Consider the following 13,451-nt stretch of genomic DNA (forward strand, 5'->3'; position numbering starts at 1 on the left):
GAAACCGAGTTCGCAGGCGTCGTTTCGATCATTTTCCCGAGAGCACCCCGGACCACCCACCCACCGACCCGCCTAAGACCCCGTCACCGAGGCCTCCGCAGAACCCTCGACCGGCCCCGCCGAACCCGCCACGAACCCCTCCCCCGGCCCAGCCGACGAACCCGCCACCGCACGACTCGCACCCGGCCGCGCCAACACCCGCTGAGTGGCCGTCAGCACCAGCAGAGCCGCCAACCCGGCCACACTCGCCACCGCGAAACCGGCCGCCGTACCCCCGGCCTCCACCGACGGACCCGCCGCCGCCGTACCGATCGCCGCACCCACCCCGAAGAACGTCACCAACCAGGAGAACGCCTCCGTCACCGTGCCCGCCGGGGCATGCCGGTCCACCACGATGAACGCACACGCCAGAGCCGGAGCCAGGAACACCCCCGCCAACGCCGCGAACCCCGTCATCGCCACCACACCCGGCACCAGCATCAACGGCAGATAACACACCGCCAGCAACGCCACCAGCAAACGCAACCGCCGCTCCGGCGCACCCGCCCACTGCCGCGCCCCGTACAGCACACCACCGAACAGCGCACCCAGCCCGAGCGCCGCCATCAGCCAGCCGTACACCGCCTGCCCCCCGTGCTCGTCCGCGTACGCCACACCCGCCACCGTGATCGAACCCAGCGCCGTCCCCACGAAGAAGAACGCCCCCAGCAACGCCAGCAGCCCCCGAGAACGCAGAGCCCCCAGCCAATGCGCCTCCCGCGGCGCCGAACGCCACGTACGCGAAGGCTCCGACACCACGACCGACAGCGCCCCCAGCACCCCGATCCCGTTGATCACCAGCAATGCCGCCGCCGGATCCCACAGCGCCACGCACAACGTCACCAGCAGCGGCCCCACCGTGAACATGACCTCCTGGGCCACCGCGTCCATCGCGTACGCCGCGTGCACCCGCTCCTCCTTGCCCCCCAGCACGCTCGGCCACAGCGCACGCAGCCCGCCCTCCAGCGGCGGCGTGAACAGCCCCGCGACCACCACCGCGGCATACGCGACCGCCACCGACCCGGTACCGGCCAACGCCAGCCACACCATGCCCAGCGCCGACACCACCGCCGCCGGCAACTGCACCCGCGGCTGCCCGAACAGATCCACCGCCCGGCCCAGCAGCGGCTGCCCCACCGCGTTCGCCACCCCGTACGCGGCCGCCAACGCACCCGCCAGGGTGTAGCTGCCGCCCTCCGCCCGGGTGAACAGCACGATCGCGATCGGCCCCGTCCCGTTCGGCAGCCGGCCTATGAGCGTGCCCACCAGCAGCCTCGCGGCATGCCGGGTCCTGAGCAGCTCCGCGTAACCCGCGGCCATGTCCGCCCCCTTCCGCCCGGAATCCAGCCGGGAGTAACCGAAGTAATACGTATAACGTGACGGGTCATACGTACCATGGCCCCAGTCGGACGGTCCACCCACCCGACCCCCCACACCCCACCTGACCTCGCACTACAGGAGCACCGTGTGACGAGACCCACCAGCCGCGACGTGGCCACCGCCGCCGGGGTCTCCCAGGCCACCGTCTCCCTCGTCCTCGGCGACAAATGGCGCGGCCGCGTCTCCGAACGCACCGCCGACCACGTCCGCCACACCGCCACCGAACTCGGCTACCGCCCCAACCTCGCCGCCCGCAACCTCCGCCTCGGCTCCACCCGCACCGCCCTCCTCGTCGTCCCCGCCCTCACCAACGAATTCTTCGCCCGCGTCTACACCGGCGCCGCCCGCATCGCCGCCCGCCACGGCTTCGGCGTCGTCCTCTACCCCTCCCCCGACGGCACCGGCCCCGCCCGCGACCCCTTCGCCTCCGCACGCGCCGCCCTCGACGGAGTCATCGCCTCCTCCATGGCCGCCGACACCCTCCACGCCCTCGCCACCGACACCCTCCCCCTCGTCATGCTCGACAGCGACCCCACCGCCCACACCGCCGCCGCCCACGTCAACCTCGCCATCGCCGACGGCATGCGCCAGGTCACCGAACACCTCCTCACCCACGGCCACCGACGCATCCTCCACCTCGCCTCGGCCGTCGACTCCTGGACCTTCACCGTCCGCGCCGACGCCCTGACCGCCCTCCTCGGCCCCCACACCGAGCTGCGCACCGTACGGGCCCCCCTCACCGTCGACGGCGCCCGTACGGCCACCGAAGCCGCCCTGGCAGCCCCCGGAGCCCGCCCCACCGCCATCGTCTGCGACGACGACATCCTCGCCGCCGGAGCCTGCAAGGCCGCCCGCCGCCTCGGCCTGCGCATCCCCGAAGACCTCTCCGTCACCGGCTTCGACGACCTCGCCCTCGCCACCGCCGTCGAACCGGAACTCACCACCGTCCGCCTCCCCGCCGAACACGTCGGAGAACAGGGCATGACCGCCCTCCTCGCCGTCCTCGAAGGCACCCCCTGGACCGCCGACGACATCCCCGTCGAACTCGTCGTCCGCGACTCCTCGGGCCCCGCGCCCACCCCCTGAAACGCAAAAGCGCCCCCGGCCTTCAGGCCGGAGGCACTCCCACTCACACACGATCCACTGCTCTACTCGGCTTCCTCATCGGGAGCCTCGTCGTTCGACACGGCATCCGCCTGAGCCGCCGCCGGCACGTCCGCCTCCAGCAGCCGCGACAGCTGCCGTCCCCGGATCCGCTTGAACTTGCGCTGCTGAGCCCGCTTACGGTCCAGCACCGCCACCTCCAGCCGCTCCGCCGGAATCGACTTGTCCGTACCGTTCGCCTGACTCGACAGCGCCTGCACCGCCAGCTTCAACGCCTCCGACAGGGTCATCCCGTCCTGGTGCCGCTGATCGAGATAGGTACTGATCTGCTCGGCATTGCCACCGACCGCGACCGATCCGTGCTCGTCCACGATCGAACCGTCGTGCGGCAGCCGATAGATCTGGTCCCCGGCCGCCGTCGCACCGACCTCGGCCACGACCAGCTCCACCTCGTACGGCTTCTCACCGGCCGAGGAGAAGATCGTGCCGAGCGTCTGCGCGTAGACGTTCGCCAGCCCACGGGCCGTCACATCCTCACGGTCGTAGGTGTATCCACGCAGATCCGCGTAGCGCACACCACCGATCCGCAGGTTCTCGTACTCGTTGTACTTGCCGGCGGCCGCGAAGCCGATCCGGTCGTAGATCTCGCTGAACTTGTGCAGCGCGCGGGACGGGTTCTCACCGACGAACACGATGCCGTCGGCGTACTGGATCACAACAAGGCTGCGACCCCGGGCGATGCCCTTGCGGGCGTATTCCGCCCGGTCGGCCATGGCCTGCTGGGGTGAGACGTAGAACGGAGTCGACACCGGCTGTCCGTCCCTTTCTTCTGGGCTCCTACGGGGCGACGGATGGTCAGAGCAGGGCGGCGCGCGGGCCGTCGGGCTGCTCCAGCCGACGATTCGTGATCTTGCGGGCCAGCTCCGAGGACTCCTCGTCGGTCAGCCTGCGGAATCCCTCTTCGGTCATGACCGTGATGATGGGATAGATGTGCCGGTACAGATCCGGGCCACCGGTCGCCGAGTCGTCGTCGGCGGCGTCGTACAACGCCTGGACGACGAGCGTCGTCGCCTCTTCCTCCGTCAGCTTCGGGTGGTACAGCTTCTTCATCGACCCGCGGGCGAAGATCGAGCCGGAACCGGTGGAGGCGTAGCCGTGCTCCTCGGAGCGGCCGCCCGTCACGTCGTAGGAGAAGATCCGGCCCCTCTCCTTGGCCTCGTCGAAGCCCGCGAAGAGCGGAACGACGGCCAGACCCTGCATCGCCATGCCCAGATTGCCCCGGATCATGGTGGACAGGCGGTTCGCCTTGCCCTCCAGGCTCAGGGTGGTCCCCTCGACCTTCTCGAAGTGCTCCAGCTCCAGCTGGAACAGCTTCACCATCTCCACGGCCAGACCGGCGGTGCCGGCGATGCCGACGGCCGAGAACTCGTCCGCCGGGAACACCTTCTCGATGTCCCGCTGCGCGATCATGTTCCCCATGGTCGCCCGCCGGTCACCGGCGAGCACGACCCCACCGGGGAAGGTCGCGGCCACGATGGTCGTCCCGTGCGGCGCCTCGATGACACCCTCGGGCAGCTTCCGATTGCCCGGCAGCATCTCGGGCTGGTGCGCCCCCAGGAAGTCCATGAAGGACGAGGACCCCGGCGTCAGGAAGGCTGCCGGTAGACGCCCTGTGCTACGAATGTTGGGTTCCACAGGTTTCCTTCCACATATGCGGCTGCACGCCTCAAGACGTCCGGCCGATCCTTGAGCTGCCCTATCCCTGCGTTGCAGCCGAAACAAAGTACGCCTCGGACCCTACCCGTCCGATGATCGTGATCCACATGCTCGGCCGGTACTTCCTGGCAGATCACGCAGACCCCGCCTTGACCCGCGATCATCTCCTCGCGCTCGGCCTCGGTAATGCCGTAATGCCTCTTGAAATACGAGGCTCGGTTGCGTTGCGCGCGGCACTCTCGGCAGTAGCTGGCCCAACCGTCCGAGCTCGTCTTGTTTCGCTCCCAGTTCGAATGGGGCTTAATCTCCCCCCACTGGGGACACCGCTTGTGGCCGGACGGCACGGGGATCTTCGCCCGCACCGTCCGCCCCTTCGCTTCCTGCCGCTGTTTGTAGTGATCGGCCTGACACTCACGGCAGTACGCCTGAAAGCCGTCCCGCATCGAGCGATTGCTCGCGAAGGCTTTGAATGGTTGAACGCGCTTGCAGCGCGAGCACCGTTTCACGCCTTCAGGCACCACCTCGGCCACCCAACCCCCCACACCTTCGAATCGAAGGAAGAACTAGCTAAGCACCTTTACTGGCCACCCTTTTGCACGAAGGACCTCACGAAATCCTCGGCGTTCTCCTCCAAGACATCATCGATTTCATCGAGTACCGAGTCGACGTCGTCGGAGAGCTTTTCCTGTCGCTCCTTGAGGTCGGTCGATTCCTCGACCGCCGCCTCCTCGACCTCCTCGGTCGAGCGCTGCGCCTTCTGCTGTCCGCCGCCGGTGTCCTTGGTCGCCATGTCTAGCTCACCCCGCTCGGTTCGCACGCTCACACGGAGAGACCCCGGGAATTCGGGATCCCTCAAGATCAGACCCTACGTCGGACCCTACAAGGAGGGCCCGACATCCGTCCCGGTACTTTCAAAACGTCCGGGTGTCTTCATGATTCCCGGGCCGGGGGCCTTTCAGCCCCCGCCCGGGCATCGATCGGAAAGGCTCAGCGGCCGGAAAGCACCCGTACCAGGTCCTCCGCCGTCCGGCAGCGGTCCAGGAGCTCCTTGACGTGCGCCCGGGTCCCCCGCAGGGGTTCCAGGGTGGGCACCCGCTGGAGGGAGTCGTGGCCGGGCAGATCGAAGATCACCGAGTCCCAGGAGGCCGCGGCCACGTCGTCCGCGTACTGCTCCAGGCACCGGCCCCGGAAATACGCCCGGGTGTCCTCCGGGGGCTTGCTCTGCGCCCGTTCCACCGCGGTCTCGTCCAGGAGCCGCTTCATCTTGCCGCGGGCCACCAGCCGGTTGTACAGCCCCTTGTCGGGCCGTACGTCCGCGTACTGCAGGTCCACCAGGTGGAGCCGGGCGGCGTCCCAGCCGAGGCCGTCACGGCGCCGGTAGCCCTCCAGGATCTCCCGCTTGGCGATCCAGTCGAGCTCCCCCGACAGGCTCATCGGGTCGGTCTCCAGCCGGCCCAGTACGTCCTCCCAGCGGGCCAGCACGTCCTTGGTCTGCTCGTCCGCGTCGGAGCCGAAACGCTCCTCCACATACTTCCTGGCCAGCTCGTAGTACTCCATCTGGAGCTGTACGGCGGTCAGCGTCCGCCCGCTGCCCAGCGTGATGAGGTGCTGCAGGCCGGGGTCGTGGGAGACCTGGTGCAGGGTGCGCACGGGCTGGTCCACGGCGAGGTCGACGTTGATGTAGCCGTCTTCGATCATGGACAGGACGAGTGCGGTCGTGCCGAGCTTGAGGTAGGTGGAGATCTCGGAGAGGTTCGCGTCGCCGATGATCACGTGGAGCCGGCGGTACTTCTCGGCGTCCGAGTGCGGTTCGTCGCGGGTGTTGATGATGGGGCGCTTGAGGGTGGTCTCGAGGCCGACCTCGACCTCGAAGTAGTCCGCGCGCTGGCTGATCTGGAAGCCGTGTTCGCGGCCGTCCTGGCCGATGCCGACGCGGCCGGCGCCGGTGAAGACGATGCGGGAGACGAAGAAGGGGGTGAGGTGGCGCACGATGTCCGAGAAGGGGGTTTCCCGCTTCATCAGGTAGTTCTCGTGCGTGCCGTAGGAGGCGCCCTTGTTGTCGGTGTTGTTCTTGTAGAGGTGGATGGGCTGGGCCCCGGGGAGCTGGGCGGCCCTGACGGCGGCCTCGGCCATGATCCGCTCGCCGGCTTTGTCCCAGAGGACGGCGTCGAGCGGGTTGGTGATCTCCGGGGAGCTGTATTCGGGGTGGGCGTGGTCCACGTAGAGGCGTGCGCCGTTGGTGAGGATGACGTTGGCGAGGCCGATGTCCTCGTCGGTGAGCTGGCTGTTGTCGGCGGCCTCGCGGGCGAGGTCGAAGCCGCGGGCGTCCCGCAGCGGGTTCTCTTCCTCGAAGTCCCAGCGGGCGCGTCGCGCCCGGTGCATCGCCGCCGCGTAGGCGTTGACGATCTGGGATGAGGTGAGCATGGCATTGGCGTTCGGGTGACCCGGGACGGAGATCCCGTACTCCGTCTCGATCCCCATTACTCGCCGTACGGTCATGCGGCCCTCCTTGCCCGGCGGCGCTCCCGTTCGGGAGCGGCGCTCAAGTACCGCTGGTGCTCCGGTGCGTCGTGTGCGGTGCCCGTCCCCGCACTGCGCGACCTGCGGTATGGAAGAGCCTAGAACCACTCGGCGCTGGTGGGGAGATCATTTCAGTCATTGACTTTGCCCTGTCACCGGCTGAAAAGAGCTGAGAAGTGTCGGGGTTAAAGAATGGTGACTGCGGGTGCCCTTGCCGGGCACCCGCAGCCGGACCGCTTTGTTACAGGTACTGACCGGTGTTGGCCACCGTGTCGATGGAGCGTCCGGTGTCCGCGCCTTGCTTTCCGGTGACGAGGGTTCGGATGAATACGATCCGCTCGCCCTTCTTTCCGGAGATTCGGGCCCAGTCGTCGGGGTTGGTGGTGTTGGGCAGGTCTTCGTTCTCCTTGAACTCGTCCACGCAAGCCTGGAGGAGATGGGCGACGCGAAGGCCCTTCTGGTTGTGCTCGAGGAAGGCCTTGATGGCCATCTTCTTCGCACGGTCCACGATGTTCTGGATCATCGCGCCGGAGTTGAAGTCCTTGAAGTAGAGGACTTCCTTGTCTCCGTTGGCGTACGTGACCTCGAGGAAGCGGTTCTCCTCGGTTTCGGCGTACATCTGCTCGACGACGGTCTGGATCATGCTGTGGACGGTCTCGGCGGTGGAGCCCTGGTGTTCGGACAGGTCGTCCGTGTGCAGGGGCAGCGTGGCCTTGAGGTACTTCGCGAAGATGTCCTTCGCGGCCTCGGCACCGGGGCGCTCGATCTTGATCTTCACGTCGAGCCGGCCGGGGCGCAGGATGGCCGGGTCGATCATGTCTTCGCGGTTGGAGGCGCCGATGACGATGACGTTCTCCAGGCCTTCCACGCCGTCGATCTCGGCAAGCAGCTGGGGGACGATGGTGTTCTCCACGTCCGAGCTGACTCCGGATCCGCGGGTGCGGAAGAGGGATTCCATCTCGTCGAAGAAGACGATGACGGGGGTGCCCTCGCTCGCCTTCTCCCTGGCACGTTGGAAGACGAGGCGGATGTGCCGCTCGGTCTCGCCGACGTACTTGTTGAGGAGTTCGGGGCCCTTGATGTTCAGGAAGTAGGACTTCCCGGTGGGCTGGCCGGTCACCTCGGCGACCTTCTTGGCAAGGGAGTTGGCCACGGCCTTGGCGATGAGCGTCTTGCCGCAGCCGGGGGGGCCGTAGAGCAGGATGCCCTTGGGGGGCCGCAGTTCGTGTTCCTTGAAGAGGTCGGGGTAGAGGTAGGGGAGCTCGACGGCGTCGCGGATCAGTTCGATCTGGTCGCCCAGGCCGCCGATCTTGTCGTAGTCGATGTCCGGGACCTCTTCGAGGACGAGGTCTTCGACTTCACTCTTGGGGACGATCTCGTAGACGTAGCCGGAGCGGGGTTCGAGCAGCAGGGAGTCGCCGGGGCGGATGGTGACGTCCAGGAGCGGCTCGGCGAGCCTCACCACCCTTTCCTCGTCGGTGTGCCCGACCACCAGGGCGCGCTCGCCGTCCTCGAGGATTTCCTTGAGGGTGACGATGTCCCCGGCCCGCTCGTACGCCATGGCCTCGACCACGTTGAGGGCTTCGTTGAGCATGACCTCCTGGCCGCGCCGGAGCTCTTCCGGTTCGACGCTGGGGCTCACGTTCACGCGGAGCTTTCGGCCGCCGGTGAAGATGTCGACGGTTCCGTCTTCGTTCGACTGCAGGAAGACTCCGAAGCCGGCCGGCGGCTGTGCGAGCCGGTCGACTTCTTCCTTGAGGGCCACGATCTGGTCGCGGGCCTCGCGCATGGTGTTCGCCAGCCGCTCGTTCTGCGCGGAGACGCCTGCCAGGTTTGTCTGGAGCTCGACGATCCGCTCTTCGAGAATCCTCGTGTGTCGCGGAGAGTCGGCGAGCTTACGTCGCAGGACGGCGATTTCCTGCTCGAGATAGGCAACCTGGCCTGCGGGGTCCTCAGACCCTCGCGTGGGCCGGATGCCGCGGTTGTTGTCGTCGTCGTGGGCTGCCACGGTCCTCACCTCCTCCGGGGGGAGCTGGACGCTTTCTGACCCTACCTGGGCTGGTGGTGATTGAAACCCCTAGATCACAAAGACGGTAGGGGTGTGTCCGATCTTCACCCTTGCGTACTCCCTCACCCCAAGGAAATACCCACCCATCAACATCGGAAAGCAGCCGGTTGTAAGGTCGAACTGTTCAACACCCGTCAGAGCTCGCGCGACTTGCCGCGAGTTGTGACCGGGATGGATCACTCAGAGCAGGGAACGGCAGGAGATATGACCGTGCAGCAGGAGGCAGTCACCGAGGGGACTGCGGGTGCCGGAGAGCCGCTCGAAGTCTGGATCGACCAGGACCTCTGCACTGGCGACGGCATCTGTGTGCAGTACGCGCCTGAGGTCTTCGAGCTGGACATTGATGGTCTGGCGTACGTGAAGAGCCCTGCCGACGAGCTGCTCGTGGAGGCGGGGGCGACCACTCCGGTTCCGCTGGTGCTGCTGCAGGACGTGGTGGATTCGGCGAAGGAATGTCCCGGGGACTGCATCCATGTAAGGCGGGTTTCGGACAGGGTCGAAGTCTTCGGTCCCGACGCGGAGTGAGCGTTCAAACACCCGTGGGGGTCGAGTCCGTAAGCTCCTGGCGGAATTTTCCGCCGGTCCAGCGCCACTTGGCGAGCTGCTTGGTATCGGGGCTGTAGCGGGGCACTTCGGGCGAGGAGTACCCGAGGAGGCTCGCGGTGACGACTCCGTCGCGGATGGTGAGCTCGGTGGCGGTCTGCTTGCGGCCGGCTTCGAGGAGGGTGGCGACGACGCGGGGGTTCGCGGTTTTCGCCGGGTCCTGGGCGAGGACGTAGAGGGCGTGGGGCGGGGTGCCGGAGCCCGCGTCGCAGCGGACGGCCGCCACGGTTTCGGGGCGGCCGTCGCCGTCCAGGTCACCTTCCGCGGTGGCCGTGACGGCTTGTGGGGCGCCTTTGCAGTCCAGGGGGTACGTGAGCGCGTGCGCGTCGGGAGCGGCCGTTTCGGGGCCGTTGGCGGCGCTCGCGGGGCGTATCGGGGTCGTCGCGGAGGCTCCGGTGGCCGGGGCGGGCTGCAGGAGTCCGGCGCCGGCTACGACGGCGGCCATGGCCGAGGCCGTGGCGAGCCAGTGGACGGGCCGGGCCCGGTAGTGCGCCGGGGTGGGGGTGCTCGGCGACGGCTCGGCGGGGCTGTGCGGCACGCGGGGTGTCTCCTGTGCGAAGGGTGACGGGGAGCCAGCATCGTGCCACACCTCACATCGGGGTGGAACGGGTGGGTCCGGACCGGCCGGCCCGCCGGCTCCGGGTGGACCGTAGGGACAACGAAAAGACGCTGTGGCGCAGTTCCCTGATGTTTCGGGGGAACTGCGCCACAGCGTCCGTTCGTTGGCGGGCCTGCCGGGCGGCGGGCCGGTCCTTGGTCAGTCGCGGTCGCCGGCCTCGGCGGCCTCGGCCGTCTCGGCGGTCTTGACGGCGGACTTGCTGCCGGGGCCGTCGTAGTCCTCGCCGTAGGCGCCCTTGGAGGGGCGGCGGCGGCGCATGGGCGGCTCGACGCCGTCCGCGAGGCGGCGGGCGGTGACGAGGAAGCCGGTGTGGCCGATCATGCGGTGGTCCGGGCGGACGGCCAGGCCCTCGACGTGCCAGTTGCGGATCATCGATTCCCACGGCTGCGGTTCGGCGTAGCAGCCGAACTCGCGGATGGATTCGACGGTCCGGGAGAGCTGGGTTGTGGTGGCCACGTAGCAGCAGAGGATGCCGCCGGGGACCAGCGCCTTGGAGACGGCTTCCAGGCATTCCCACGGGGCGAGCATGTCGAGGATCACGCGGTCGACGTCCGTGTCGGACAGGTTGTCCTGGAGGTCGCCCACGGTCAGCTGCCACGCGGGGTGCGGGCCGCCGAAGTAGCGCTCGACGTTGGCCGTGGCGATCTCGGCGAAGTCCTGGCGGCGCTCGTAGCTGTGGAGCATGCCCTGGTCGCCGATGGCGCGCAGCAGGAAGCTGCTCAGGGAGCCGGAGCCCACACCTGCTTCGACGACGCGGGCGCCGGGGAAGATGTCGGCGAAGGCCAGGATCTGGCCCGCGTCCTTGGGGTAGACCACGGCGGCACCGCGGGGCATGGACAGGACATAGTCGGGGAGCAGGGGACGCAGCGCGAGGTAGGCGACGTTGCCCGTGGTACGGACAACGCTTCCCTCGGGGGAGCCGATCAGCTCGTCGTGCGGGAAGGAACCCTTGTGGGTGTGGAAATTCTTCCCGGCTTCGAGCGTGAACGTGTAGTGGCGGCCCTTGGGGTCGGTGAGCTGTACCTGGTCCCCGACCTCGAAGGGCCCGCGTCGGCGGGCGGCACCGGTCGGTTCGGACATGTGACCAGTGTATTGGCTTCAGGACTGGGGCCGCGCCATGGCCTTCACGAAGGCTTTTTCCACGTCGAGGGTGGAGAGGACGCCGTAGATGGCGCCGTCGGACTGGAGGACGAGGTATTCGGTGGCGGGTGTGGTGCGCAGGTGGTCGAGGAGTTCTTCGCCGGTGAGATCCGCTGAAACCTTCATGCCGTTGGTGAGGTCTTGGGCGAGGGTGCCGGCGGCGACCCAGGGGCGGCGGTGTTCGGGGACGGAGGCGATGGCGCTCTCGCGGACGATGCCGGTGGGGTCTCCGAGTCCGTCGACGATGACGAGGGCGCGGGCGCCGGCTTCGTTGGCGCGGCGGAGGGCTTCGGAGAGGGGGGTGGCGGTGTCGACGGGGATGGCGCGGCGGGTGAGTTTGCGGGCGTGGAGTTCCGGGAGGTGTTCGCGCAGGCGGGCGACGCGCAGGCTGTTGCCGGCTCCGGTCCAGATGATGGCGGCGAGGATGGCGGCGAGGAGTGCGTCCATGACGGTGTCCATGCCGCCGATGTCGTCGGCGCGGTTGCCGAGGGTCCCGGTGTAGTTCAGGAGGGGCAGGCCCAGGAGGACGGCGACGGCGAGGGCGCGGCCGGCCCAGGCGGCGGCGATGGTGCCGGTCATGGGTTTGCCGGTGATGCCCCAGATGACGGCGCGGAGCATGCGGCCGCCGTCGAGGGGGAGGCCGGGGAGGAGGTTGAAGGCGGCGACGAGGAGGTTGGAGATCATGAGGCCGGCGAGGAGGACTCCGGGGACGCTGGCGGGTTCGACGGCTTTCATGCCGAGGTAGAAGGCGCCGGCGAGGAGGAGGGAGAGGAGGGGGCCGACGAAGGCGAGGACGAATTCGCGGCCGGGGGTTTCGGATTCCTTCTCGATCTCGGAGACGCCGCCGAAGAACTGGAGCTGGATGCGGCGTACGGGGAGTTTGAAGCGGAGCGCCGCGATGGTGTGGGCGAGTTCGTGGACGAGGACCGAGGCGTAGAAGGCGACGGCGAAGAAGAGTGCCACGGGGTAGCGCAGGATTCCGAGGTCGGGCAGGATCCGGTCGAGCTGGCCGCCGAAGACCCAGGTGATGAGCGCGGCGACGAGGAACCAGCTGGGCGAGACGTAGACGGGTACGCCGAAGGGGCGGCCCATGAGGAGTCCGCCGCCCGGTCCTGAGCGGCGGCCCGCGCGCTCGCCGGTTTCGTCGGTGTCTGCCACGGTTGTCCTTCGTTCGCTGCTGCCCGGTGGTGGTGCGCCGGTGGTTCTGGTGTTTTTTCCCGTGGTGTCCGGGTGCGCCGTTGCGCGGTGTGATGCTCCGATCATGCAGTGCGAGGGGGGTCGACGTCGATGGTATGCGCGTCCTGTCGGTGGCGGGTCGTAGGGTTTTGCGTATGACGACGAGCCCCGGCAGCGGTCCGGACGATGCAGTGACCGATGCAGTGACCCCTCGCGTGCCCGCCCAGGGGGCGGCCGTGGCGCCTTCTTCGCTGTCGCCTTCGCGGGCGAGCGATTTCATGCGGTGTCCGTTGCTGTACCGGTTCCGGGTGATCGACAAGTTGCCGGAGAAACCGAGTGCGGCGGCGACGCGGGGGACGTTGGTGCACGCGGTGCTGGAGCGGCTTTTCGATCATCCTGCGCCGGAGCGGACCGCGCCGCGGGCGAAGGCGTTGATTCCGGGGCAGTGGGACCGGTTGGTGGAGTCGAAGCCGGAGTTGTTGGAGCTGTTCCCGGAGGGTGATGACGGGGCGGGGCTGGCGGGCTGGCTGACGGAGGCCGAGGCGCTGGTGGACCGGTGGTTCACGTTGGAGGACCCGACGCGGCTGGAGCCGGTGGAGCGGGAGTTCTTCGTGGAGACGGAGCTGGATTCGGGTTTGCGGCTGCGCGGGATCATCGACCGGGTGGATGTGGCGCCGACGGGTGAGGTGCGGATCGTCGATTACAAGACGGGCAAGGCGCCGCGGCCGGAGTACGCCGAGGGCGCGCTGTTCCAGATGAAGTTCTACGCGTTGGTGGTGTGGCGGCTGAAGCGGGTGGTGCCGCGGCGGCTTCAGCTGGTTTATCTGGGCAGCGGGGACGTGGTGACGTACGACCCGGTGATCGAGGATCTGGAGCGGATGGAGCGCAAGCTGCTGGCGCTCTGGGAGGCGATCCGGGAGGCGACGGAGACGGGTGACTGGCGGCCGCGGAAGACGAAGCTGTGCGGCTGGTGTGATCATCAGGCGGTGTGTCCGGAGTTCGGTGGTACTCCCCCGGTCTATCCGCTGGAGTTGCCGTCGGGTGGCCGCGGGGAGTCCTGATCTTCGGGTCAGGGCAGAATGGGCG

General features: G+C 68.3%; 13 protein-coding genes. 3 read left to right on the plus strand and 10 right to left on the minus strand.

From position 1 onward, the window contains the following. Positions 1-72: 72 nt before the first annotated feature. Positions 73-1,359 carry an MFS transporter gene (locus tag OTB20_RS02855; protein WP_267814938.1) on the minus strand — a complete coding sequence of 429 codons (1,287 nt, stop codon included), beginning with the start codon at positions 1,357-1,359 and terminating at the stop codon, positions 73-75. A 147-nt stretch (positions 1,360-1,506) separates the two neighbouring features. Between OTB20_RS02855 and OTB20_RS02860 the strand changes: the two genes are divergently transcribed. After that, complete coding sequence (locus OTB20_RS02860; protein WP_267814939.1) at positions 1,507-2,505, plus strand: LacI family DNA-binding transcriptional regulator; 999 nt, start codon at positions 1,507-1,509, stop codon at positions 2,503-2,505. A 62-nt stretch (positions 2,506-2,567) separates the two neighbouring features. Here the strand turns inward: OTB20_RS02860 and prcA are convergent, their stop codons facing one another. The 6 genes from prcA to arc form a co-directional block, all read right to left on the minus strand. Next, positions 2,568-3,332 carry a proteasome subunit alpha gene (gene prcA, locus OTB20_RS02865; RefSeq protein ID WP_267756691.1) on the minus strand — a complete coding sequence of 255 codons (765 nt, stop codon included), beginning with the start codon at positions 3,330-3,332 and terminating at the stop codon, positions 2,568-2,570. Between the two features lie 46 nt (positions 3,333-3,378). Beyond that, positions 3,379-4,218, minus strand: a complete 840-nt coding sequence (gene prcB, locus OTB20_RS02870; protein WP_267814941.1) for a proteasome subunit beta — start codon at positions 4,216-4,218, stop codon at positions 3,379-3,381. Next, on the minus strand, positions 4,170-4,769 hold the full coding sequence (locus OTB20_RS02875) for an endonuclease VII domain-containing protein (protein WP_267814943.1): 600 nt from the start codon (positions 4,767-4,769) through the stop codon (positions 4,170-4,172). The genes prcB and OTB20_RS02875 overlap by 49 nt, the downstream gene beginning before the upstream one ends. Before the next feature lie 47 nt (positions 4,770-4,816). Beyond that, the gene (locus OTB20_RS02880; RefSeq protein WP_133898495.1) at positions 4,817-5,029 is read right to left on the minus strand and encodes a ubiquitin-like protein Pup; all 213 of its coding nucleotides are present in this window, start codon (positions 5,027-5,029) and stop codon (positions 4,817-4,819) included. A 197-nt stretch (positions 5,030-5,226) separates the two neighbouring features. Next, positions 5,227-6,738 carry a depupylase/deamidase Dop gene (gene dop / locus OTB20_RS02885; RefSeq protein WP_267814944.1) on the minus strand — a complete coding sequence of 504 codons (1,512 nt, stop codon included), beginning with the start codon at positions 6,736-6,738 and terminating at the stop codon, positions 5,227-5,229. 262 nt (positions 6,739-7,000) lie between these two features. Beyond that, positions 7,001-8,767 carry a proteasome ATPase gene (arc, locus tag OTB20_RS02890; RefSeq protein ID WP_267814946.1) on the minus strand — a complete coding sequence of 589 codons (1,767 nt, stop codon included), beginning with the start codon at positions 8,765-8,767 and terminating at the stop codon, positions 7,001-7,003. A 264-nt stretch (positions 8,768-9,031) separates the two neighbouring features. Between arc and OTB20_RS02895 the strand changes: the two genes are divergently transcribed. Next, positions 9,032-9,352 carry a ferredoxin gene (locus OTB20_RS02895; protein WP_267814947.1) on the plus strand — a complete coding sequence of 107 codons (321 nt, stop codon included), beginning with the start codon at positions 9,032-9,034 and terminating at the stop codon, positions 9,350-9,352. A 4-nt stretch (positions 9,353-9,356) separates the two neighbouring features. Here OTB20_RS02895 and OTB20_RS02900 read toward each other — a convergent pair whose 3' ends face one another. The 3 genes from OTB20_RS02900 to OTB20_RS02910 form a co-directional block, all read right to left on the minus strand. Next, positions 9,357-9,968 (minus strand): hypothetical protein, encoded by a 612-nt coding sequence (locus OTB20_RS02900; RefSeq protein ID WP_420716307.1) that lies wholly within the window; start codon positions 9,966-9,968, stop codon positions 9,357-9,359. A 219-nt stretch (positions 9,969-10,187) separates the two neighbouring features. Next, positions 10,188-11,129, minus strand: coding sequence for a tRNA (adenine-N1)-methyltransferase (locus OTB20_RS02905; protein WP_267756697.1), 942 nt, complete (start codon positions 11,127-11,129; stop codon positions 10,188-10,190). 18 nt (positions 11,130-11,147) lie between these two features. Further along, a complete protein-coding gene (locus OTB20_RS02910; protein ID WP_420716308.1) occupies positions 11,148-12,452 on the minus strand; it encodes a site-2 protease family protein in 1,305 nt (434 codons plus the stop codon). A 68-nt stretch (positions 12,453-12,520) separates the two neighbouring features. Here OTB20_RS02910 and OTB20_RS02915 point away from each other — a divergent pair, with 68 nt between their 5' ends. After that, positions 12,521-13,426 carry a RecB family exonuclease gene (locus OTB20_RS02915; protein WP_420716309.1) on the plus strand — a complete coding sequence of 302 codons (906 nt, stop codon included), beginning with the start codon at positions 12,521-12,523 and terminating at the stop codon, positions 13,424-13,426. Positions 13,427-13,451 lie beyond the last annotated feature (25 nt).

The organism is Streptomyces sp. H27-H1, from assembly GCF_026627445.1.
Classification (GTDB): Bacteria; Actinomycetota; Actinomycetes; order Streptomycetales; family Streptomycetaceae; genus Streptomyces.